At 72.7% G+C, this 25370-nt stretch carries 8 protein-coding genes; 4 read left to right on the top strand and 4 right to left on the bottom strand.

Going from position 1 to position 25370, the window contains the following annotated elements; all coding sequences use genetic code 11:
• The 3 genes from AB0H62_RS40690 to AB0H62_RS40700 all read right to left on the bottom strand — a co-directional run.
• A partial coding sequence (locus AB0H62_RS40690) for a type I polyketide synthase (RefSeq protein ID WP_360591913.1) occupies nt 1-9149 on the bottom strand: 9149 nt, incomplete at its 3' end.
• 191 nt (nt 9150-9340) lie between these two features.
• Nucleotides 9341-12154, bottom strand: a complete 2814-nt coding sequence (locus AB0H62_RS40695; RefSeq protein ID WP_220238835.1) for a LuxR family transcriptional regulator — start codon at nt 12152-12154, stop codon at nt 9341-9343.
• A 668-nt stretch (nt 12155-12822) separates the two neighbouring features.
• Complete coding sequence (locus tag AB0H62_RS40700) at nt 12823-13386, bottom strand: DUF1579 family protein (protein ID WP_220238834.1); 564 nt, start codon at nt 13384-13386, stop codon at nt 12823-12825.
• A gap of 251 nt (nt 13387-13637) precedes the next feature.
• On the opposite strand from AB0H62_RS40700, the gene AB0H62_RS40705 reads away from it, so the two are divergent.
• The 3 genes from AB0H62_RS40705 to AB0H62_RS40715 all read left to right on the top strand — a co-directional run bounded on the left by AB0H62_RS40705 (nt 13638) and on the right by AB0H62_RS40715 (nt 17604).
• The gene (locus AB0H62_RS40705; RefSeq protein ID WP_220238833.1) at nt 13638-14849 is read left to right on the top strand and encodes a cytochrome P450; all 1212 of its coding nucleotides are present in this window, start codon (nt 13638-13640) and stop codon (nt 14847-14849) included.
• Nucleotides 14850-15133: 284 nt separating this feature from the next.
• Complete coding sequence (locus AB0H62_RS40710) at nt 15134-16891, top strand: non-ribosomal peptide synthetase (RefSeq protein ID WP_360591914.1); 1758 nt, start codon at nt 15134-15136, stop codon at nt 16889-16891.
• Nucleotides 16888-17604 carry an alpha/beta fold hydrolase gene (locus AB0H62_RS40715; protein ID WP_220238831.1) on the top strand — a complete coding sequence of 239 codons (717 nt, stop codon included), beginning with the start codon at nt 16888-16890 and terminating at the stop codon, nt 17602-17604. The genes AB0H62_RS40710 and AB0H62_RS40715 overlap by 4 nt, the downstream gene beginning before the upstream one ends.
• A 49-nt stretch (nt 17605-17653) precedes the next feature.
• Here the strand turns inward: AB0H62_RS40715 and AB0H62_RS40720 are convergent, their stop codons facing one another.
• Complete coding sequence (locus tag AB0H62_RS40720) at nt 17654-23929, bottom strand: amino acid adenylation domain-containing protein (RefSeq protein WP_360591915.1); 6276 nt, start codon at nt 23927-23929, stop codon at nt 17654-17656.
• Nucleotides 23930-24080: 151 nt separating this feature from the next.
• On the opposite strand from AB0H62_RS40720, the gene AB0H62_RS40725 reads away from it, so the two are divergent.
• On the top strand, nt 24081-25367 hold the full coding sequence (locus tag AB0H62_RS40725; protein WP_360591916.1) for a condensation domain-containing protein: 1287 nt from the start codon (nt 24081-24083) through the stop codon (nt 25365-25367).
• Nucleotides 25368-25370 lie beyond the last annotated feature (3 nt).

Here is a 25370-nt window from a genome sequence, read left to right on the forward strand (position 1 = left end):
AGAGCCCGCTCACACGCAACCATCGACTCCGCAAACACCGCAGACGCTTCCCACAACGCCCGACCCATGCCAACCCACTGACCACCCTGACCAGCGAAAACACCAGCCACACCACCGGAACCCGACACCAACCCCCGCACCACATCCGGAGACTCGACACCCTCAGCCACCGCCGCCAAACCGCCCAGCGCCGCCGCCCGGTCACCGATCACCACCGCGCGATGCTCGAACCGCGACCGTCCAATCGCGAGCGTGTGCGCAACCTCCGCCGCCGACACATCCTGATGCGAAGCCAGATACGCGCTCAAGCGCCCGGCCTGCGCTGCCAACGCCGCACCCGTCGCCCCGGACAACGGCAGGAGCACCTCACCATCCGACGGCTCGGACACCACCGGCTCTTCCTCGGGTGCCTGCTCCAGAATGACGTGCGCGTTCGTGCCACTCACTCCGAACGACGAAACCCCGGCCCGCCGCGGGCGGTTCGTCTCCGGCCACTGCCGGTTCTCGGTCAGCAACTCCACCGCGCCCGAGGACCATTCGATCTCACGCGACGGTTCGTGCGCGTGCAACGTCGCCGGCAACACGCCGTGCCGCAACGACTCGATCATCTTGATCACACCCGCCACACCGGACGCGGCCTGGGTGTGGCCGAGGTTCGACTTGAGCGAACCCAGCCACAGCGGCTCGCCAGCGATCCGGTCGCGCCCGTACGTCGCCAGCAACGCATGCGCCTCGATCGGGTCGCCCAGCTTCGTCCCCGTCCCGTGGGCTTCGACCGCGTCCACTTCGGACGGATCAAGGCCGGCAGCGGCCAGCGCGGCACGGATCACGCGTTCCTGCGAGGGGCCGTTGGGGGCCGTCAGGCCGTTGGACGCGCCGTCCTGGTTGATCGCCGAACCCCGCACCACCGCCAGCACCCGATGCCCGTTACGGCGGGCATCCGAAAGCCGCTCCAGTACCACCACACCGGCGCCCTCGGCCCAGCCCGTGCCGTCGGCCTCAGCCGAAAACGCCTTGCACCGCCCGTCGGCCGAAAGCCCGCCCTGCCGGGAGAACTCCACGAAGTTCCCCGGCGTGGACATCACCGTGACCCCACCGGCCAGAGCCAGGTCGCACTCACCGCCGCGCAACGCCTGCAGCGCGAGGTGCAGCCCGACCAACGACGACGAACACGCCGTGTCCACCGAGACCGCCGGCCCCTCCAGGCCGAGGAAGTACGACAACCGTCCGGAAAGGACACTGCCGGCCGCGCCCGTGATGCCGTGGCCGACGTGCTCCTCACCGGAGCGGTCCAGCAGCCGGCTGTAGTCCTGGCCGTTGGTTCCCACGTAGACGCCGGTGCGGCTGCCGTGCAACGACAACGGATCGATCCCCGCCCGCTCCACCGCCTCCCACGACACCTCCAACAACAACCGCTGCTGCGGATCCATCGCCAACGCCTCCCGCGGCGACACCCCGAAAAACCCCGCGTCGAACCCACCCACCTCGGCAAGAAACCCGCCACGGCCACCGGCAGAACCAGGCCACGCCTCCCAACCACGATCCACCGGAAACCCCGACACAGCGTCGACCCCGTCCGACACCAGCCGCCACAAATCCTCCGGCGAGCTCACCCCGCCCGGCAGCCGGCACCCCATCCCCACCACCGCCACCGGCTCGTCGGCGACGGACCCGGGCGCAGCTCGGCCATCGGCTTCCGGGGCGCGGCCGGACACCAGGTCGTGCAAGTGCCCGGCCAGCCGCCCCGCGGACGGGTGGTCGAACACGACCGTGCTGGGCAGGTCGGTCCCCAAAGCCGCGCCGAGCCGGTTGCGCAGGTCCACCATGGCCATCGAGTCGAACCCGAGCGAGGCGAACGCGCGGTCTTCGGCGACGTCGCGGATCGACGAGTAGCCGAGGGCGTCGGCCACGTGGGTGCGGACGAGGTGCACCAGCGCCTGGCGGTCCAGCGCGGCGGGCGCCGCGCCCGGTGCCGGGCCGGCCGGCGTGGTGGCCGGCCGTTCGCCGCTGCCCGCCAGCATCGCGCTGATCAAGGGGCTGTGTCGGGCGGCACCGAACGAAGCCGCCAGCCGGGGCCAGTCGACGTCGGCGACCAGCGCGGACCCGCCGTCGTCGATCAGCCGGTGCAGGGCGGCGAACGCGTGGTCCGGCAGCAACGGCCGCAGCCCGAGGCGGGCCAGCGTCCGGCCGGCCGCACCGGCGCCGCCGGCCATACCCTCACCCCAGGAGCCCCACGCGACCGCGCTCGCGGGCAGGCCGAGTGCTCGGCGGTGTTCGGCGAGCCGGTCCAGGTAGGCGTTGGCCGCCGAGTACGCGGCCTGCCCGGCATTGCCGAGAACACCGGTGAACGACGAGAAGACCACGAACGCGGACAGGTCCAGCTCGCGCGTCGCCTCGTGCAGCGCCCAGGCACCGCCGGCCTTCGCGGCGAACACGCCCGCGAGCCGCGCCGGGGTCAGCCCGTCCAGCACCCCGTCGTCGAGAGCCCCGGCCAGGTGGAACACCGCTCGCAAGGAAGGCGTGCCCGCGACCAGCCGCGTCACGGCACCCGGATCCGTGAGATCACAGGCGGCCAGGGTGACCTCGGCGCCGAGCGCCCGCAGCTCGTCGGCGAGGTCGGCACCGCCGTCGGCCGCCGGTCCGCCCCGGCTCGCGAGCACGAGGTGCGGCGCGCCCAGCTGCGCGAGCCAGCGCGCGACCCGGGCGCCGAGCGCGCCGGTTCCGCCGGTGACGAGCACGGTTCCGTCCGGCCGCCAGCCGGGTTCCGGGCGGGCCGGCCGGGCGGCCGGGACCAGACGCCGGGCGAGGACGCCGGCGCCGCGCACCGCGACCTGGTCCTCGCCGGTTTCCCCGCCGAGTACGGCGAGAAGCCGTTGCACACCACGGTCGTCGAGGGTTTCGGGCAGGTCGATCAGCCCGCCCCAGCGCCGAGGGTGCTCCAGCGCCGCGACGCGGCCGAGCCCCCACAGCGCGGCTCCTCCGAGGCCACCCGGATCACGCGCGAGCTGCTCGTCGCGCGGTCCGGTCGACAGCGCGCCCCGCGTCAGCCACCACAGCGGCGCGGTGACGCCCAGTTCACCCAGCACCTGGGTCAGCAGCAGAGCCGCAACAGGTTCACCGCCACCGAGCCCCGGCAGCGCGACGACGCCGGCGAACAGTCCACTGTGGATTTTCAGGCGCAGCGCCTCGCCGAAGTCGCCGTGGTCCGGTACGACGGCGGCGACCACGGTGGCGCCCGCCCGGCGCAACGCACCGCTCAGCAGCTCGAGGTCGGCCCCCGCCTCGGCGGCGACCACGAGCCAGGTCCCGCTCATCCGGGTGACCGGCGGTTCGCTCACCGGCACCCATTCGACGGTGTAGCGCAGGCCGTCGACGGCGGCGTCGCGGTCGGCGGCCTCGGCCCGGCGGGCCAGCGCGGCCCAGCCGTCGGCGAACGAGGCGTCCCCGTCGAGACCGAGCTCCGCGCCGGCTTCGGCGACGTCCGCCCGGCGCAGGAGCGCCTGGACGTCGTCGTTTCCGGGCGCCGTGGCCGGCTCGTCGGCGTCGAGCCAGAACCTCTCGCGCTGGAAGGGGTAGGTGGGCAGCTGGACCGGCCGCGGACCCGGTCCGTGGAATCGCCGCCAGTCGACTCGCACCCCCCGGCACCACACCGCGGCGAGCGCGGTCAGCAGGGTGCGCACCTCGCCCTGGTCCGCGCGGGCGACCGGCACCGCGGCGCATTCCGAAGCGGCGGGGAGACACGCCGGAACCATCGCGCTGAGCACGGCGGCCGGGCCGATTTCCAGGAACGTGCGGACGCCGGCCTCGTGCAACGTGGCCACGGCATCGACGAAGCGCACGGTGTCGCGGGCGTGGCGCACCCAGTAGTCCGGCTCCAGCCACTCGGTGGTCACGCCACCGCCGGTCACGGTGGACACGAAGGGAATCGCCGCCGGCGTGAACCGCACGTCCGCCAGCACCGCGCGGAACTCGGCGAGCATCGGCTCCATCAACGGCGAGTGGAAGGCGTGGCTGACCGCCAGCCGCCGGGTCTTCAGGCCACCGGCCGCGCATCGCGCCTCGAGGTCCGCCACGGCGTCGCCGGCGCCCGAGACGACGACCGCGTCCGGGCCGTTGACCGCGGCGAGACAGACCTGCCCACCCTGATCGCCGATCAGGGCCAGCACCTGCGACGCGTCCGCGCGCACGGACACCATCGCGCCCCCGGCCGGCAGGTCCTGCATCAGGCGGGCCCGGGCGGCCACCACCCGGCAGGCGTCCCGCAGCGACCACAACCCCGCGACGTGGGCGGCGGCGAGCTCGCCGATCGAATGGCCGGCCAGCACGTCCGGGCGGACCCCCCAGGATTCCAGCAGCCGGAAAACCGCCACGTGGAAAGCGAAGAGGGCCGGCTGGGTGAACACCGTCCGGTCGAGCGCCGCGGCCGGGTTCTCGAAGATCGCCTCACGCAGGTCGAGGCCGAGCTCCCCGGCCAGCGTGTCGCACACCTCGTCGAAGGCGGCGGCGAACGCGGGGAACCGCTCGGCGAGCTCACGTCCCATGCCGGCCCGCTGCGAGCCCTGCCCGGAGAACAGCATCGCGAAGTCACCATCGGAGACGGTGTCGCGGACCAGGCCGATTCCGGGTTCCCCCGCGGCCAGCGCCTCGAGCGCGGCCAGTGCCTGCGGCCGCTCGTCGGTGACGACCGCGGCCCGTTCGGCCAGCCCGGCGCGGCCGGTGGCCAGCGAAGCGGCGACGTCGGCGAGGCCGGCTTCCGGGTGCGCCGCGAGGTGGTCGCGCAGGCGCCGCGCCTGATCGGCCACGGCGGGTCCCGCGGCCGCGGAGAGCGGCAGCACCGCCGGGCCCGGCGGCGGCGCGGCGATCACCGGCTCACCGGCAGGCGCCTGTTCGACGATGACGTGGGCGTTCGTTCCGCTGATCCCGAACGACGACACCCCGGCCCGCCGTGGCCGGTCCGTCTCGGGCCACTGCCGGTTCTCGGTCAGCAACTCCACGGCACCCGAGGACCAGTCCACCTCACGCGAAGGTTCGCCCGCGTGCAACGTCGCCGGCAATACACCGTGCCGCATCGACTGCACCATCTTGATCAGGCCGGCCACTCCGGCCGCGGCCTGCGTGTGGCCGATGTTGGACTTCAACGACCCCAGCAGAAGCGGGGTGTCGCGGTGGCGGCCGTAGGTGGCGAGCAAAGCGTGGGCCTCGATCGGGTCGCCGAGCCGGGTACCGGTGCCGTGCGCCTCGACGGCGTCCACTTCGGACGGATGAAGCCCCGCGACCGCCAGTGCGTCACGGATCACGCGTTCCTGTGAAGGGCCGTTGGGCGCCGTCAGTCCGTTGGACGCACCGTCCTGGTTGACTGCCGAACCCCGCACCACCGCCAGCACCCGGTGTCCGTTGCGGCGGGCGTCCGACAGCCGTTCCAGCACGACGATGCCGACACCTTCGGCCCACCCCGTGCCATCGGCGTCAGCGGAGAACGCCTTGCACCGCCCGTCGGCCGCGAGCCCACCCTGGCGCGAGAACTCCAGAAAAATGCCCGGAGTGGACATCACCGTGACCCCACCGGCCAGCGCCAGGTCACACTCACCACCGCGCAACGCCTGCGCCGCCAGGTGCAACCCCACCAACGACGACGAACACGCCGTGTCCACCGTGATCGCCGGTCCACGCAACCCGAGGAAGTACGCCAAGCGTCCGGAAAGGACACTGGTCGTGGTTCCGGTGAGCAGGTGCCCACGGGTTCCGGGGTCCGACCGGTGCAGCCGGGGGCCGTAGTCCTGCGGCATCGCGCCCACGAACACCCCGCCGCGGCTGCCCCGCAGCGACGTCGGGTCGATCCCCCCTTGTTCGAGCGCCTCCCACGAGACCTCCAGCAGCAACCGCTGCTGCGGGTCCATCGCCAGCGCCTCGCGCGGGGAGATGCCGAAGAACCCGGCATCGAAGTCCTGCGCCCCGGTGAGGAAACCACCGAACCGTGGGTAGTCGCCGTCCCGGTCCCAGCCGCGGTCGTCGGGGAAGCCGGACACCGTGTCCACCCGGTCCACGACGGCCTGCCACAGCTCGTCCGCCGACCCGATCCCGCCGGGCAGCCGGCAGGACATCGCGACGATGGCGACCGGATCCTGCGCGCCCGCCGCGGCACCCGGGCCGGCGGTCTCGACGTCGTCGTGCCCGGTCAGGAAGGCGGCCACCGCCGCGGGGGTCGGGTGGTCGAACAGCAGCGTGCTCGGCAGCGCCACCCCGAGCGACGCGGCCAGCCGGCCCCGCAGCTCGACCCCGAGCACGGAGTCGACGCCGAGTTCCCGGAACGGCACCTCGGCCGCGACCTCGGCGATGTCGTCGTGCGCCAGGACCGCCGCGGTCTCGCCCCGCACCAGCCGGACCAGATCGCGGACGTCGCCGGCAGAGGCCCGGCGCGCGGGTTCGATCTCCACGGGTCCGATCTTCACCGCGGGCGAGCGAGATTCCACTGTGGACTCACCAGTGGCCGGAAGCCAGTGCGCTCGACGCTGGAACGCGTACGTCGGAAGGGAAACCCGGCGAGGTGCGGGTTCGCCGAACACCGGCCGCCAGTCGACCTCGAGCCCGCGGGTGTGCGCCTCGGCCACGGCCGCGAGCATCCGGCGAGGGCCGCCTTCACCGCGACGCAGGGAACCGACCACGGCGACGTCGTGCCCGGCCGCCTCCGCCGTCTCGGCGACACCCACCGTGAGCACGGGGTGCGGGCTGCACTCGAGGGCGACCCCGTGCCCGTCCCGCAGCAGGGCGCGCACCGTGCGCTCGAACTGCACCGGGCGACGGAGGTTGCGGTACCAGTAGGTTGCGTCCAGGCCCGCGGTGTCGATCGGCTCGCCGGTCACCGCCGAGTAGAAGGGCACTTCCGACGAGCGCGGCTCGAGCCCGGCGAGATCACGCAGCAGGCGGTCTTCGATCTGCTCCACCTGAGCCGAGTGGGACGCGTAGTCCACGGCCACCCGCCGGGCCCGCGCGCCGGCCTCGGCCACTTCCGCGGCGAGCTCGTCGAGCAGGCCCGGTTCGCCCGAGACGACCGTCGCCCGCGGCCCGTTGACCGCGGCGAGCGACAACCCGGCGCCCCGGCGCTCCAGCATCCGCTCGACCTCGTGCGCCGGCAGCGCCACGGAAAGCATGCCGCCCGCGCCCGCCAGCGCCCGCAACGCGCGGCTGCGCAGCGCCACCACTCGCACGCCGTCGGCCAGGCTCAGCCCACCGGCCACCACCGCGGCGGCGATCTCGCCCTGGCTGTGCCCGGCGACGGCCGCCGGCCGGACTCCGAACGAGCGCCACAGCTCGGCCAGGCTCACCATCACCGAGAACAGCGCCGGCTGCACCACGTCGACCTGGTCCAGCGCCGCCGGGTCGGGGTCGGCCAGCACGTCCAGGAGGTTCCAGCCCACCAAGTCGGCGAGGTGCCCGGCGCACTCGGCCAGGTTCCGCGCGAACACCGGGTACGCCGCCGCCAGCTCGGTCGCCATGCCGGGCCACTGCGAGCCCTGGCCCGGGAACACGAACGCCGCGGACTGCGCGGGCACCACCGAACCACGCACCACCTGCGGAGCGGCTTCTCCCGCGGCGAGCGCGGTCAGGCCCGCGCGCAGCTCGGCTCGATCACGGCCGAGCACCACGGCGCGAGCGGCGAAGTGCGATCGCGTCGCGACGAGGGCGTGGCCCAGCTCGGCCGGGGTCGTGGCGGGGCGGTCGTCCCAGTGCGCGAGCACGGCGCCGGCCTGCGCCCGCACGGCGGCGACGTCACGTCCGCTCACCGCCAGCGGAACCCACGAACCCGCCACCGGTGAGTCTACTTCGGACTCGGCTTCGGTCACCGGGGGTCCGGAAAGGACGAGGTGGCAGTTGGTGCCGCCGATCCCGAACGAGCTCACGCCGGCGACCGCCGCGGTGCCCCGCCAGGGCGCGGACTCGGTGGTCATCCTCAGCCGCAACGTCTCGAGCGGGATCTCCGGTGGCGCGGAACGGAACCCGAGCGTCGGGTACAGCGTGCCGTGTGCCAGTCCGAGTGCGACCTTGAGCAGGCCGGCGATCCCCGCGGCGCCTTCGAGATGACCGACGTTCGTCTTGACCGAGCCCACGGGAAGCGGTGCGCCCACCGCGCGGGCCGCACCCAGGACGGCGCCGAGTGCCGCGGCCTCCACCCGGTCACCGACCGGGGTCCCGGTCCCGTGCAGCTCCACGTAGCCGACCTCGGCGAGGGCGACCCCGGCCCGCCGGTACGCGGCACGCAGGAGCTCCTCCTGTGCCTGCTGCTCGGGCACGGTGAACCCCGCGCCGCCGCCGTCGTTGTTGACGGCGCCGCCGCGCAGCACGCAGTAGATCCGATCGCCGTCGGCCACCGCGGCCGAGAGTCGTTTGAGGACAACGGCCCCGCCGCCCTCGCCGCGAACGTAGCCGTCGGCGCGGGCGTCGAAGGTGTGGCACCGGCCGCTGCGGGACAACGCGCCCATCCGCGCGACCGCGACCGTGCTCGCCGCCGCGAGGTTCAGGTTCACCCCGCCCGCGACGGCGATCGAGCATTCGCCTCGGCGCACGCTCTCCGCGGCGAGGTGCACCGCGACGAGCGACGAGGACTGACCGGTGTCCACCGCGAGGCTCGGCCCCCGCAGCCCCAGCGTGTAGGAGATCCGGTTGGGGATCATCGCCCGGTTGAGCCCGGTGAGCGTGTGCGCGGACACGCCCACCGCACCCCGCTCGTGCACCAGCGCCGCGTAGTCGTCGGCGATGGCGCCGACGAACACACCCGTCGCCGTCTTCCGCAGCCGCTCGGGCACGATCGCGGCGTCCTCGAACGCCTCCCACGCCAGCTCGAGCATCAGCCGTTGCTGCGGGTCCATCGACGCCGCTTCCCGTGGCGAGATCCCGAAAAACGCGGCGTCGAAGCCGGCGACGTCGTCGAGGAACCCGCCCCGGGCCGCCAGTTCCGGGAACATCGCGAACGCGTCGGCAGCGGCGCGGCCCGGCGGTACCTCGGTGACGTGGTCGCGTCCGGTGCTCAGCAATGCGGCGAACCGCGCGGGGTCCGGCGCACCGGGCAACCGGCACGAAATCCCGACCACGGCGATCGGCTCGGCCGGTTCCTCGGACTCGGTCGAGGAGTGACCCGGCAGGGATTCCGGCATGGCGCCTACCTCTTCGCAGTGGGGAGTCAGCGCGACGGCCGCACATCCGCCGACGGTGACGACGTGGGCTCAAGCCGGGATGATCACCGGTCGGCAACGCGCTCGGGATCAACTCCCGAACGGTGCTTACGGCCGACGGCGGCCGGTGGCCCGCTACCGATCTTCGCCGTCGGGAATCGCACCCCCTACCCCTAGGAGACCCCTGTATCGCGCGAGCGCGAAGCCCCGATTCCCCACTGCAGCAACGAAACCATCTCCGGACGACCCTTGACGTCCAGCTTCCGGTAGATCCGCGTGAGGTGCTGTTCGATCGTGCTCACGGTGAGGAACAGCTCCGCGCTGATCTCCCGGTTGGTCATCCCGCGGGAAACCAGGTTGGCGACCCGGAACTCGGCGTCGGACAGCGCGGCCCGGGCAACCTGCTCGACAGTGTCCTGGGGCGAGGTCTGGCGGCGGCGCGTCAGGGCGACGGAAAGGATTTCGTCGCACAGCGCGGCGGCCCCGGACAGCTTCGCCATCTGCCTGGCCCGTCGCGCGACCAGTTTGGCGCGCCCGAACTCGCCCAGCTCGCTGTGGGCGTTCGCCAGGCTCGCCAGTGCGAGCATCAGCTCGATCCGGTTCGCGCCGGCCTCCAGGAGCTCGACCGACTGGCGCAGCAGGGAAACCCGCGCCGGCGCCTGCTCCTCCGTGGCCGCGCGCAACCGCAGCCAGCCACCGCGCACGACCGCGTCGCCGGCGCCGGGCAGACCGGCCTCCTCCGCGAGCAGTTCCCGCGCCTCGTCGACCTCACCGAGGACCAGGTACGCCTCCGCGGCACCGTGGCGCCACGCGGCCAGCAGCGGGTTGTCCAGACCCCAGTCGCGCATGACCTCACCGCAGCGGCGGAACTCGTCGACCGCCGCCCTCGGCCGGGAGGTGATGAGCAGGTGGTAGGCGCGGGCGTGGAGGTACTGCACCCCGAAGCCGCTCGCGAACATCTTGTCCGGCACGGCATCCCAGACCTCGTCGCCGATGTCGTCGAGCCGGCCGGTGACGAGCGCCGCCGTGAGCAGGCACCCCAGCGGATAGCCGACGACCACGCCCCAGCCCTCCAGTGGCACGAGGTCGAGCGCGGCCGTCGCCAGCTCCAGCGCGGTCTCGGTCTCCCCCGTCCGCAGGGCGATGTCGGCCGACGCAGCCGACAGGATCGCCTGCCAGGTCACCACCCCACGCACGTTCGCCTCGGCCAGCAACGAGTCGCACCACGTCGACGCGCGGTCCAGCCGGCCGGCGTAGATGAGCGTGAGCACGGCGACGAGCAGCCATTCGACGGTCGTGTCGCCGAGCCGGCAGGTGCTCAGCACGTACTCGGCGTCCACCACCCGCTCTTCGTCCGGCCCCTCGGTCAGCACGGCGGTGAGCGCGCTCGCCGCGAGAACGCTCATCTCCTGGGCCGGCCCCGCGTCCGCCGGCACCGGCGGCGCAAGGGTGTCCAGCTGCGAGTGCGATTCCGGGTGCAGGTACTGCGTCCACAGGTGCATCGCGCGCAGTTCCGAGTCTTCCGGAGGCTCGGCACTCGGCGGCAGCTCCTTCAGCAGGTTCCAGGTCGTGCTGACCTCGTCGGCCTTGCCGTGCCAGAGCAAGTACAGGATCAGCGCGCTGGCGCTCCAGTCCGTGAGGTGGCCCTGGCGCATCGCGTCCTGCAGCGCGGGCAGGCCGCGCTGCGCGGCCGCCGGGTTGGCCCGCCATTCGATCCGGACCCGGGCGCTGACGACAAGCGCGCGCTCGCGCTCGTCCGACGTGCTCCGAGCGGCGAGGTCGATCATCTCCAGCGCGCGGGCGGGCTCGTCCTCCTCCAGTGCCGCTTCGAGCAAGACCCCCGGAGCCCACGGTTCCTCGGTTTCACCCGCGAGCAACAGCAGCGACGCGACCAGCGGCGCCGGCGCGGACTCCAGGTACATCAGCCGCGCGGCGCGCGCGTGGTGGCGCGCCCACTCCTCGAGCGAGAGCGAATCGAGCACGGCGCGGCGCGCCGCGGGGTGCCGGAAAGCGCCGTTCTCGACCAACCCGATCTCCGCAAGCGTCGACACACCGCTGACGACGTCGTGCGTGTTCAGGTCGAGAAGGCGCCTCGATCTGCCGACAACGTTGTCGTCGGGCAGCACTGCCAGCGCCTGGGCGATCTCGCGCACGGCCGGCTCGCACCGGTGCAGACAGGCCTGCACCGCCCTGGCGAACGACTCCCCCGCCACGATCGGCTCGTCCGCTTCGGCCGCACTGGTCGCACCGGCCGCACCGGTTCCGCCGGACAGGTGATCACGCAGCAACGCGTTCAGCAGCAACGGGTTTCCGCCGGACGCGTCGTGGTACGCGGTCGCCGATCTCGCGGCGACCTCGGCCCCGGCCCGCCGCCGGACCAGCTCGCCGGTCCCGGTCGCGGAGAGCCGGCGCAGCCGCAACCACAGGAACCCCGGCTGCGCGTGCAGCTCCGCCCGGAACTCCCAGTCGACGCCGAACCGCGAGGTCGATTCCGTGAGCAGCACCAGGATCCGCGACGAACTGATACGGCGGAGGAAGATCGCGAGCACCGCCAGCGAGGTCCGGTCGGCCCATTGGATGTCGTCTACGACCACCACCAGCGGACGCCGCAGAGCCAGCGACAGCATCGCGTTGGACACGGTGACCGCCGTCGACGTCACGCTGGAGTGCGACAGATCCGCCGCCGCGCAGGGCAGACCGGCCTGGCCGAACTGCTGCAGCAGCGGCGCTCGCACCTCCGCCGGCCACGCCGGGGACTGCAGCAGCTGGTCGATCACGCCCATCGCCAGCGACTGCTCCGCGCGGGAGCACCGCGCGGAGAGCACCAGCGCCGGCCCGGCCACGGCAGTCACCGCCCGGCCGAGCAAGGCGGTCTTGCCGGTCCCGACCGGACCGCTGATCAGTGCCGAACGTCCCTCGCCCGCCGCGACCTCTTCGAAGAGGGCTTCGAGCAACGCAAGCGCTTGCTCACGCTCAACCAAGTCCACCGGTGTCTCCCCGCCGTGTGCGAAAATCCGGCCGCCGGCCAGGGTTGCTCAAGACAAGCGGCGTCAAGCCCGTCCTGCGTCGATTCCCGTCGAGCCATCGGCGGTCGAAGTGGCACGGCCGCGCCGACGGCGGGCGAAAGCAGTTCGCTTTCCGAGACGCATCCGGAAATCATCCGGGAATTCCGGAACTCGTCATTGAGCACACCGGACAGTACTTCTCGTCCCGCTTCGAAGTCACACAAAAAATGCGTGAACACTCGATTGGTTCAATCGAATTTCACCAGAAGACCATAGTGCGCAGCGCCGTCGCCGATTCGATATCGATTCCCTCGATGACGCTCATAACTCTGAGGATACGATCACCGTCGCTCCTGTCAAGGCGCCCGGCGAACCGTTGCCCCGGGCTCCACGACGGCGTGTTCGTTCGCCCACGTGCCGTGATCCGCCGGTGATCGTGCTCCCGCGCGATGGCTACCAGCGCAGGTGACCCGATCCCCCGGCGCACCCGGCCGCGCACCGGAGCAGGCGAGGCGTACACGACGAACCGGGCAGTCCCACGGAGGCCGAAGTCTGCCCGAACTCCTGGCCGCCACTGCCCGATCAGGCAAACCGGTCCCCGGACACCGGGACGTCGCCCGGGGGAGCCGGTCTGCCGGACCCGTCGGCAGTCAGACGCGGTGGCAGTGGATCACGTCGACCGGCACCCAGGCGTCCGCCTGGCGCACGAAGCCGTGCTTGGTGTAGTGGTCGTCGTCGACCTGGGCGAAGACCTCCTGGAACACGAAGGGCTGCCCGAACGCGAAGTAGTCACCGGTGCATTTGAGCTCGCCGTCTTGCCACCCCTCGCATTTGGTTGCTCCGTGGTTACCCCAATCGTCGTAATAACTTGTGAAGAATGTGGAGTCCGCTTGATTCCAGCCGAACACCCAGCGGCTGCTGACGCCCGGAACCGGCACCGTCTGCGTCATCTCGTAGTAATGCCCGCCCAGAATCGGCACCGTTGTCCAGGTGGCCACGCCCGAACTCACCGGGTCCGTGGTGAGATTGGTGTATTCGCACCGGAACTCGCCGAGCAGGAAGTCCAGTTCGTGCATCTGCACGGGCGCCGGCGGGCGAGCCGGGAACTCCACCTTGCCGTTCGTGCTTTCGGCGGAGTCGGGCGCGGCCACATCTTGCGTGCTCATGAGTCGTCTCCTCGGGTTCGCGGACCACGCGGCGTCTTCGGTGCGCACACCACCGCCAGGCCTCGGCACCGAACCTAAGGATCACGAACCAGCACCGACAACCACGCGGCGCGGAGGTTAGGGGATCGGCGCGGCGCACGGGCGGGCATGGGGTCCGCTAGGGGTAGGCGCGGGAGCGAGCCTACCCCTACCGTTCACCCCGTTGACCACCCTGACCAGGCAAAACGGCGCCGCCGGCCGCATAAGGTCCAGGCGTCGAGTTCGCCGCGCAACCGTCCCGTACGACAGGAGTGCAGCAGATGACCACCGCCGGAGCGGATGCCGAGCAGATCACCCCGGAGTCCTTGAGTTCGCTGTTGGCCTGGTTCACCGAGATGCGCGCGACGGAACCGGTGAGCCAGGACGAAACCCCCGGCGTCTGGCACGTGTTCCGGCACGCCGACATCACCCGCGTGCTCGCCGACCCCGAGACGTACTCGAGTGACATGAGCGCGCTCATCCCGTCGTTCCCGGGCATGGAGTGGATCAACCGGAGCAACATCGTCGGCATGGACGCGCCGCTGCACCGCAAGCTGCGCAGCCTGGTCAGCAAGGCGTTCACGCCCCGGTTCGTCAACGAGCTCGCGCCCCGCATCCACGAGCTGACCCGCGCCCTGCTCGACGAGGTCGCCGGGCAGGAGCGGATCGACTTGGTCGGGCACCTCAGCCACCCGCTGCCGGTGACCGTGATCGCCGAGGTGGTCGGGGTGCCGAGCGAGGACCGGCCGCATTTCCAGCGCTGGGCCGACGCGTTCATCCTCGCCAACGGCGGGTCGGAGAACGCGCTGCCGACCGAGGCCGAGGTGATCGGGTTCGCCACGACCGCGGCCGAGATGCACGCCTACCTGACCGACCACGTCGCGAAGATCCGCTCCGCGCCCGGCGACGATCTGCTGAGCCAGCTGGTACAGGTCGAGCTGGACGGGGAACGGCTGTCGGACGACGAGGTGTGCGGGTTCGTCGCCCTGCTGCTGCTCGCCGGCCACATCACCACGACCGCCGTCCTGGGCAACACCGTGCTGGCTCTCGACGAGAACCCCGGCGCCGTGGCGGAACTGCGCGCGAACCCCGGCCTGATCCCCGACGCCGTCGAAGAGGTCGTCCGGATGCGCCCGGCGTTCTCCCGCCTCGCCCGGATCACCAAGCGCGAGTCCGAGGTGGGCGGCCGGACCATTCCGGCGGGCCAGATGCTCACGCTCTGGGTGGCTTCGGCCAACCGGGACGAAGCGGCCTACCCCGACCCGGACCGGTTCGACCCGCACCGCAGCCCGAACCGGCACCTCGGTTTCGGGCAGGGCATGCACTTCTGCCTCGGTGCCCCGCTGGCGCGGCTGGAAACGCGCATCGCGCTCGAGCACCTGCTGGAGCGGTACCAGTCGTTCGCCGTCGCCACCGACGAGCCGACCCTGTTCCACCACCCGAAGAGCCTCATCGGCGTGCGGCGGCTGCCGCTGGACGTCACCCCCTCCTGAGTTTCCGGCGCCGCGCCGCCCGCGTTCGACCACGAGGCCCGATCCGGACCTCGTGGTCGAACGCGTGCCCCCGCCCGGATTTCCGTGCCGCGGCAGGCGCTGCCGCGGTTTCTACCAGCACCACCCGCCCGCGCCCGGCAACCCGACCGGCAGTTGCGCGCGCGGCGCGGCCCGGCCCAAATGCCGTTGTTCTTCCCCGGAAGTCCGAGCCCGCACGGATACCGTTGATCTCGCGGCGCGGCTGCGCCGCACGATCCACTTCGGACGAATGGACCAGACCCACCGTGAAGTCGTCACCCGCGAAGTCCGGCGCCCTCCCCGAGCGCACGATCGTGTCCCTGTTCGCCCGTCAGGCCGCGGCCGCACCGGCCCGCCCGGCCGTGACGTCCGACGACACCACGCTCACCTACGCGCAGCTGCACCGGCGCTCCTCGGACCTCGCCCGGACCCTGGCCGCGGCCGGAGTGTCGCCCGGCGACCGGGTCGGGGTCGGGCTGCCCCGCGGCACGGAGCTGGTCGTCGCGCTGCTCGCCGTGCTGAAGGCCGGCGCCGCGTACGTGCCGCTCGATCCGGACTACCCCGCCGAGCGGCTCGCGTTCATCGCCGCGGACACCGGAATCGACGTGGTGGTCGGGAATTCCGCCACCGCCGTCGAAGGCGCACGGGTCGTGGACGTGGCGTCGCCTGCCGCGGATGACCGGCCCGCCCCGGCCGAACCGGCCGCGGGCGATGTCGCGTATGTCATCCACACCTCCGGCTCCACCGGGCGACCCAAGGGCGTGCTCGTTGCCCATCGGACGGTCGTCGCACTGCTCGACGCCACCGCGGCGGAGTTCGAGTTGTCCGGGAGCGATGTGTGGACCCTGTTCCACTCCTTCGCCTTCGACTTCTCGGTGTGGGAGATGTGGGTGTGCCTGATGACCGGCGGCCGGCTGGTGGTCGTCCCCCATTGGACCGCCCGTGATCCCGCCGAGTTCCACGCCCTGCTGGAGCGCGAACACGTGACGGTGCTGAACCAGACGCCGTCGGCGTTCGCCCCGCTGCTCGCCACCCCGGCGTTCGCCGGCGGCGGGCTTTCCGTCCGCCTGCTGGTGTTCGGCGGTGAACCGCTCGACGTCCGCACGCTCGGCCCGTGGTTCGACCGGTACCCGCACGCACGCGTGGAGAACATGTACGGCATCACCGAAACCACGGTGCACGTCACGGCGCGCACGCTGACCGCCGCCGACGTCGCGCTCGGCTCCCGCTCGGTCGGCCGCCCGCTGCCAGGCTGGACCGTGCGGCTGCTCGACGAGCACGGCACCCGGGTGCCGGCCGGGCAGCCCGGCGAGATCCACGTCGGGGGCGCCGGCGTGGCCCTGGGCTACCTCGACCGGCCCGAGCTGACCGCCGAGCGGTTCCTCCCCGACCCGGAAGGCCCCGGCACGCTGTACCGCAGCGGCGATCGCGGGCGGGAGCTGCCCGACGGCGAGCTGGAGCACCTCGGGCGCCTCGACGACCAGGTCAAGATCCGCGGTCACCGGATCGAGCTCGGCGAGGTCCGCCAGGCCCTGACCGACGATCCCGCGGTCACCGCGGCGGCGGTCGTCCCCCGGAGTTCCACAGGCCTCGACGCGTACGTGGTGACCACCGCGCCCGACGGGCTGGCGGAGCTGCGCCGGCGGCTGGCCACGCGAATGCCCGCGCACCTGGTCCCCGACACGCTGACCGCCGTTCCCGCGCTTCCGCTCAACGCCAACGGCAAGGTCGACACCACGCGCTTGCCCGCGCCCGCTCCCCCGTCCGGCGCGTCGGGACCGGGCCCGCACGACGACCCGCTGACCAAGCGGATCGCCCGGCTGTGGGAAGGACTGCTCGGCGGCCCGGTCGCGGCCGGGGACAACTTCTTCGAGCTCGGCGGGAACTCGCTGCTGGCCGCCCGGCTGGGCAACGAGCTCGCGGGCGCCGGCCTGCCGGCCGTCTCGATGCGGGAGCTGTACGCCCATTCCTCCCTGACCGCGATGACCGAACTCGTCCGAACCAAGCAGGAGGCGACCCCATGACGACGACCAGCCTGGTGTGCGTGCCGTTCGCCGGCGCCGGTGCGAGCCTGTTCCGGCAGTGGCGCGAGCACGCCGGCGATCGCCTGTCGCTCGTGCCGGTGCAGCTGCCCGGGCGCGAGGAACAGTTCCTCGACCAGCCGCTGACCACCATGGCCGAGGTGGTCGACGTGGTGGCCGCGAAGGCCGCCGAGGCCGCGGCCGGCGGCCCGTTCGTCCTCTTCGGACACAGCTTCGGCGCACTGGCGGCCTACGAGACGGCGCAGGCGCTCGTCACCCGGGCGCTGCCGCTCCCGCGGCGGCTCGTGGTGAGCGGCATCGCCTCGCCCTGGGCACCCCGGGTGCGGCTGGGCACCGCCGCCCTGTCCGACGACGAGTTCGTGTCGCGGCTCGCCGACCTCGTCGGCTACCGCCACGCCGCCCTCGCCGACCCGGACCTGCGCGAGGTCGTCCTGCCCGCCCTGCGGGCGGACATGACCATCGCCGACGAGTACGAGCCGAGCTCCCGGCTCCCGCTGCCCGTGCCGATCACAGTGCTGCGCGGTGAGCACGACGAGCTGGTGTCCGAAGCCGACGCCGCGGGCTGGGCCGAGGTCGGCGGGTCCGGGGTGGACTTCGTGGCGCTGCCGGGTGCGCACATGTACTTCACCGAGAATCCCGGGAACCTCATCGCCGAGCTGGACCGGTGCGTCCGCGCGCCGATGGACGTGTCCTGACCCTTCTCGAGGGCGCGGGGACGGCGAGCCGCCCCCGCGCCCTTCGCCGTCAGCGCAGCCGCCGCGCGAGTTCCGGGCCGACCACGGCGAGCGCGGCGGGCGACGTCAGCTCACCGTGGGCCACCGGTACCTCGCACACCTCGAACTCCCCGGCCACGTACGGCGCCCAGTCGGCCGGTTCGGGGAACGTCTCGTCGCGGCCCTCGGTGGCCAGGAAGAACAGCACCGGGCCGGTGTAGACCGGCGCGTCGTCGGGCAGGCCCGCCACCGCGACGTTGCCGGCGAAGACGGCCGGCAGGCGGCGCGCGACGTCCTCGGGCAGCCCGGCGAGCGGACTGTCCTCATGGGACACGATCTTCACGAAATCCTGTCCCGGCAAGCCCTCGTCGAGCCCCAATGAGGCCAGCAGCTCGCCGATCAGCTCAGGGTCTTGCGGATCCCGGGGCCGGCCGGTAAGCGCCGGGTAACCATCCATAATGGACACGAGTTCGACCACCTCGCCCTCGGCCTGCAGCCGGGCCGCCAGCCGGTGCGCGACCGCGCCGCCGAACGACCAGCCGAGCAAGGCGTACGGCCCGTGCGGCCGCACCGCCCGGATCCGCGCCAGGTGACCGGCCACGATCTCCTCGGCGCTCTCGCCCAGCGCCGCGGGTTCCCCGAGCGCTCGCGACTGCAGCGCGAACACCGGGTTGCCTGCCCCGAGCCACCCCAGCAGTCCGGAGTAGACCCAGCCGATGCCCGCCGCCGGGGCCACGCAGAACAGCGGGGTTCCGGATCCGGTGGCACGCAAGGCGAACACGGGCTCGAGCGAGCTCGCCCGTTCGGTCCGGCGGTCGGCACCCAGCCGCGCGGCCAGCGCGACCGGGGTCGGCGCCTCGAAGAGGGTCCGTACGGCGACGTCCGTGCCCAGCGACCGGCGGATCGTGCCCACCAGCCGGGCGGCGGTGAGCGAATAGCCGCCCAGCTCGAAGAAGTTGTCGTGCGGGTCCACGTCCGCGCGTTCCAGCACGTCGGCGAACAGGCGGCGCAGCGCCTCGGTCACCTCCGGGTCGGCGATCACCTCGGGGCCGGCCGTCCGCTGCCGCGTCACCGGCCCGGCAGCCCGCGCAGGCAGCCTCGGCAGGTCGATCTCGCCGATCGGCACGTCCGGTGCGCGCAGCACCGCTTCGAGCACGGCGCTCACGCACTCGGCCAGCACCGTGACGGTCGCGGCGTCGAAGCGGCCCGTGCTGTATTCCACGAGGCCCGCCAAGCCGTCCCGCTCGGTGAAGGTGAAGGCCAGGTCGAACTTCGCCGTCGGGCCCGCCTCGGGCCCGGGCGTCACGACGAGTCCGGGCAGCCGCGGGGGCAGCGGATCGCCCTCGTTGAGCACCACGCTGACCTGGAACAACGCCTGGTTCGTGCCCGACCGGGCCGGGTTGAGCGCCTCGACGAGCCGGTCGAACGGAAGATCCTCGTGGACGTAGGCGGCGAGGTCGACCTCGCGCACCCGCTCGAGCAACCCGGCGAACGACGGCTCGCCGGAGGTGTCCACGCGCAGCACGAGGGTGTTGACGAAGAAGCCGACGAGGTCGGCCAGCGCGTCGTCGGCACGGCCCGCGACGGCGGTGCCGATCGGGAGGTCCGTGCCCGACCCGGTCCGGGTGAGCACCACGGCGACCGCGGCCTGCAGCACCATGAACAGCGTCACGCCGTGCGCCCGGGCCAGCTCCTGCAGACCGGCGTGGGCACCGGTGCCGAGCGCGAAGCGGACCTCCCCGGCCGGCGCGTCCGGTCGGTCCCCGGACGTGGGCAGCGCGATCGTGTCCGGCGACCCGGCCAGCGCGCGCCGCCAGTAGGCGAGCCCCTCGGTGGTGTCCAGCCGGTCCTGCCAGGCGGTGTAGTCGACGTATCGGACGGGCAGCTCGGACCAGCCTGGCGCCCGGCCGCCGAGCCGCGCCCGGTACGCGGTGGCGAAGTCACGCGCGAGCACGTTCAACGACCAGCCGTCGACCGCGATGTGGTGCATCACGAACAGCACGACGTGCTCATCCGGTGCCACCACGATCACCGTCACCCGCAGGGGTGCGTCCACCGCGAGGTCGAACCCGCGCCCGGCGTGCTGCCGGAAGACCAGGTCGGCGTCCCCGTCGACCACGGCCACGGTGACCTCACCGGGATCGAGCAGCCGCTGCGCGGGCACACCGGCCACGTCGGGAAAGACCGTGCGCAGCGGCTCGTGCCTCGTGACCACGTCGCGGACCGCGGCGCGCAGGGCGGCCAGGTCGAGCGGGCCGCGGGCGCGGAACGCCCAGGGCACGTTGTACGTGCCGGTCGGCCCGCTCACGTGGTTGAGGAACCAAAGCCGTTGCTGTGCGTGAGAAAGCGGGATCTGGTCCGGCTCGGCCGGCTGCCGGGTGAGCGCGGGCCGGCTGGGCCCGGACGCGCCCCGCAGGTAGCCCGCGAGGCCCGCGACAGTCGGAGTCTCGAACAGCTGCCGCACCGTCAGGTCGACGCCGAGCACGGCGCGCACCCGGCTGACCAGGCGGACGGCGAGCAGCGAGTACCCGCCGAACTCGAAGAAGTTGCCGCCCAGGTCGATGTCGGGCCGGCCGAGCAGGTCCCGGAACGCGGCCAGCAGGAGCTCCTCCTGCGCGGTGCGTGGCGGTCCCGTGACGACCGCCGCCGTGCCGGCCGGTTCCGCGGCCGGCGGTGTGCCGCGGCCGACGAGTTCCTCGGGCACGGCCAGTTCACCGACCCGAGTGTCCGGAGCGGTGGCCAGCTCGGCCAGCACGTCCCGCAGGGCGGTCGCGAGCAGGTCCGCGGTCTCCTCGTCGAACAGGTCTGTGGCGTATTCGAGCACCGCCGCCAGCCCGGTCGAGTGCTCGGTGAAGGTGACGCACAGGTCGAACTTCGCTTCGCCGACCGGGAGTTCCTCGACCTCGCCGGTCAGCGCGCCCGCGCCGAACCCGGCCGTCGCGGTGTTCTGGAGCACGAGCATCGTCTGGAACAGCGGGTGCCGGCCCGGCGGGCGAGGGGGGTTGAGCCGTTCGACGACGAGGTCGAACGGCGCGTCCTGGTATCGGAACGCGGCCAGGTCCGCCTCCCGGACCCGGTCGAGCAGCTCGCCGAACCCCGGGTTCCCGCTGGTGTCGGTCCGCAGGACGAGGGTGTTGACGAAGAAGCCGACCAGCTCCTCCAGCGCCTCGTCCGGCCGGCCCGCGACCACCGAGCCGATCGGCAGGTCTTCGCCCGCGCCGAGCCGGGTGAGCAGCGCGGCGAGGCCCGCGTGCAGGACCATGAACAGCGTGACCCGATGCCGGGTTGCGAGCTCGCGCAGCCGGCCGGTGACGGTGGCGTCCACGGTGAACTCGACCAGGCCAGCCCGGTGGGCCGAACTCTCCCCGCCTGCCGGCCGCGGCCGGTCGGCAGGCAAGGCGAGTTCGGCCGGCGCTCCGGCAAGCCGGCGTTCCCAATAGGACAGCTGCTCCGCCAGCACCGGTTCGAGCGTTTCCGCCTGCCAGCGCGCGTAATCCGCGTATTGAATCGGAAGCGGTGGCCGCGACGCGGGTACTCCGTCCACTTCGGAAAGGTACGCGGCGGCGAGATCGTCGGCGATCGGGCGGATCGACCAGCCGTCGCCGGCGATGTGGTGCACGACGAGCAGCAGCACGTGGTGCTCCTCGGTGACCGCGAACAAGGTCGCCCGGACGACCGGGTCGCGTGTGAGGTCGAACGGCCGCCGCGCTTCGACGCGCACCCGGTCGGCCAGCCCCGCCGGCTCGGCGCGCACAACGTCGAGCGGAATCCGGGGCTCCCGCACGACCTGGACCGGCGCGCCGTCGATCTCGCGGTAGCCGGTGCGCAGGATCTCGTGCCGGGTCACCAGTTCCCGCAGTGCCGCCCCGAGCGCCGTCACGTCGAGCGGGCCGCGCAGGGTCAACGACAGCGGGATGTTGTAGGTGGCGCTGGGGCCCTCCAACCGGTTCAGCAACCACATCCCCCGCTGGGCCGCGGAAAGGGGAACACGCTCCGGTCGGGAGGCCGGCCGCAACGCACGGCGCTCCGGCCGGGGGGCCGCGGCATCGAGGGCACGTGCGAGCTCCGCCGGGGTCGGCGCGTCGAACACCGTGGCCAGGTCGAGGTCGGCGCCCAGCACGGTCCGGATCCGGCTCAGCAGCCGCACGGCAAGCAGGGACTGCCCGCCGAGCGCGAAAAAGTCGTCCCCCACACCGATCCCCGGCAGTTCGAGCACGTCGGAGAACAGCCGGCACAGCTGTGCCTCGCGTTCGGTCCGCGCACTGCCGCCGGCGCCCGTCGCCACGGCGGCCGGTTCGGGCAGCCGCTTGCGGTCCAGCTTGCCGTTGGCGGTCACCGGCAATTCGTCGAGCCGGACGAACGCAGCGGGCACCATGTAGTCGGGCAGCACGCCCGCGACGAACGCGCGCAGCGCCGCCACGTCGAGGACACCACCGGCGGATACCGGGTAGGCCACGATCCGCGGCTCACCGAACCGGTCCGGGCGCACGACGACGGCGGCGTGAACCACCCCCGGCGCCCGCCGCACCACGGACTCGACCTCGCCGAGCTCCACGCGGAAGCCGCGGATCTTCACCTGGTCGTCGGCCCTCCCGAGGTACTCGACCACTCCGTCGGCGTGCCGGCGGACCACGTCACCGGTCCGGTACATGCGGCTGCCCGGCGGACCGAACGGATCGGAGCCGAACCGTTCCTCGGTCAGGTCCGGACGGTTGAGGTACCCGATGGCGAGCTGGGCGCCCGCGAGGTACAGCTCGCCGGGAACTCCCACCGGGACGGGCCGGGACACCGCGTCCAGCACGTACAGCCTCGTGTTCCAGACCGGCAGCCCGATCGGCACCGGTGCGCCGGGCTCGTCGCCGCCGCAGTCCCAGTAGGTCACCTCGACCGCGGCCTCCGTCGGCCCGTAAAGGTTCAGCAATTGCACGTCGAGCAGCGCCAGGCACCGGTCCCGGGTCTGCGGAGACAGCGCTTCGCCGCTGCAGGAGATCCGGCGCAGCGAGGCGCAGCGCGCGGCTGCCGGGTCCTGCAGGAAGACCTGGAGCATCGACGGCACGAAATGTGCGCACGTCACACCTTCACCGGTGAAAAGCCCGGCGAGGTAGGCCGGATCCCGGTGCCCGCCCGGGCGCGCGAGCACGAGCACCGCGCCGGCGATCAGCGGGCCGAACAGTTCCGGCACCGACACGTCGAAGGTGATCGGGGTCTTCTGCACGACCCGGTCCGACTCGGTGAGCGGGTAGCGCGACTGCATCCACAGCAACCGGTTCACGATCGCCGCGTGGGTGACCACGACACCCTTGGGCCGCCCGGTCGACCCGGAGGTGTAGATGACGTAGGCCGGGTCGTCCCCGGCCACGCGGATCGACGGAGGTGTCTCAGGTTCGGCCTCGAGCGCGGCCACCACGGCGGGGTCGTCCAGCGCCAGCACCGGGTGACCGTCCGGCAGATCGGCCTCCGGGCCGGTGGTCAGGACCACTGCGGGCCGCGCCTCCTCGAGCACCGTCGCCAGCCGCTCGCGCGGGTGGTCGCGGTCGAGCGGCAGGTAGGCGGCGGCCAGTTTGTGCACCGCCAGCAGGGCGACGACCAGCTCCACCGACCGCGGGACGGCCACCGCCACCACGCTTCGCGGCCCGGCCCCGAGCGCGCTCAGGTGGTGAGCCAGCCGGTTGGCGCGCGCCGCCAGCTCGGCGTAGGTGACCGAGGCACCCTCGAAACGCAGCGCGGTCGCGGCGGGCACACGCCGGACGGTCTCGGTGATCAGGTCCGGCAGCGTCGTGGCCGGCAGCTCGACGACCTCGCCCTGCCAGCCCACGAGCGCATCTTCGCGTTCCTGCCGGGTGAGCAGGTCGAGCTCCCGCAGGCGGGCGCCGGGGGTGGTGACGACGGCCGCCAGTGCGAGTTCGAGACGCACGGCCAGCGACCGGGCCCGGGCGGCGTCCGTGCGGTGGCGCAGCACACCCCGGTCGACGACCACGACCACGTCCTTGTCGCCGCTCTCCCCGAAAGCCGTGTCGTAGCGCCCTTTCCTGTGTCCACTGCGATGGTCCAGACCGGTGAGCAGCTCGGCCACCGTGCGGTCGGGATCGAGGTGGGCGAACACGGTGTCCTCGCCTGCGCCGAAGCAGACCTCGGTGCGGCCCAGGGTGGCGCCCAGTGCGATCGCCCAAGCGCCCAGCCACGCTCTTTCGCCCGGCACCCCACACGGGAGCCGGGTGGCCAGCGCGATCGACTGCCATTCGGCGCCCGGGGCGCCTTCGCCGACTAGAGCGGGCTCGAACTCGTCGGCACCGGATGAGCTACGCACCCTGAAAAATCTAGGTTCGGCGCCGCCGCACCATCCGGCAGCAAGGCGGGCACTCCGGCGGCAGTTATCCGTGCGCCAAGCTGCCGCCCGGGACCCGGCTGCCGCGCTATCAATGAACAGGCGAGGGAGATTCGACGACCACGAGGACACCATGAAACCATCCGGAACCCTGACCGGGCCCTTGACGTTCGGACAGCTTTCCTGCTGGCGTGACGTCGAGTTCCACCCGAGACACCGGTGGCACGAGCCGAACGGCGCCGAGCTGTGGCCGGTTCCGGTCCCGGTGAGCACCGACCGGGTCCGCGCCGCGTTCGACGTCGTCGCCGCCCGGCACGACTCGTTGCGGACCACCTACGACCTCACCGACAAGAAGAACCCCACGCAGACCGTGAACGCACCGGGCGGGCCGCTCGACGTCGAGGTCGTCACCGCCGAACGGGCCGAGCTGGGCGAGGTGGCCGACGAGGCGGCGCGCGAACCGTTCGACCTGCGCAGCGACTTCAGCTGGCGGGCGAGAATCGTGACCGACGGGTTCCGTGCCGGCCACATCGTCTTCGCCAACCATCACATCACCGCCGACGCGTTCAGCCGCCGGCTGCTGTGCGAGGAGGTGCTGGCCGAGCTCACCGGCCCGGGAGCACCCGCGCCGGCCGAGGCCGCCTACCACCTCGTGGACCTCGCGAACGAGCAGCGCTCCGAGAAGTTCCGCGCCAAGCACGACGCCGCGCTGCGGCACTGGGAACGCATGCTCACAGCCACCTACGCCACCCCCGCGCCGGCCGGCGCCGGCGGCGGGCCGTTCGCCGAGCACGACTCCCCCGTGCTGCTCGCCGCGCTCAGCTCGGAGACCGCCCGGGTGGCCGCACAGGAGACGGCCGACCGGTTGGGCGTGTCGCTCTCTTCGGTGCTGCTGAGCGCGTACCTGGTCGCTGCCGGCCACGTCCACGACACGTGGTCGCTGCCGGTCCGGCTGATCTCCTCCAACCGGTTTTCCGCGCGCCTGCAGCAGTACGTCACGTCGCTGAACTCCTGGGCGCCGGCCCAGGTCGACGCAGGGCCGGGCGAACCGTTCGACGACGTGGTCGTCCGCGTCAACCAGCTCGGCCTCCAGGCCTACCGCCTCGGCGTCTACGACCTCGACCGCGTCGCCGAGCTGCGGACGCGCGTCACCGAGGCCGGCTCGGAACCGGAATCCGTGTGGTCGTTCAACTTCTTCACCACCGACGCAGCCATCGACCCGCTCGACGACACGGAGCCGCGGATCACCTGGGCCGAGCCGTTCCACGCCATCGGCCCGCGTTTCTACCTGCGCGCCATCGACCACGGCAAGGCGGGTGTCACGTTCCGCCTGCGAGCCAGGGACACCACGGCCGAGCACGTCCGCGGTGTGCTGCTCGGCATGCACGCGCTCCTGCACGGCCGGCGTTTCCCGGCCTGACGG

The organism is Amycolatopsis sp. NPDC050768, from assembly GCF_040654155.1.
Classification (GTDB): domain Bacteria; phylum Actinomycetota; class Actinomycetes; order Mycobacteriales; family Pseudonocardiaceae; genus Amycolatopsis.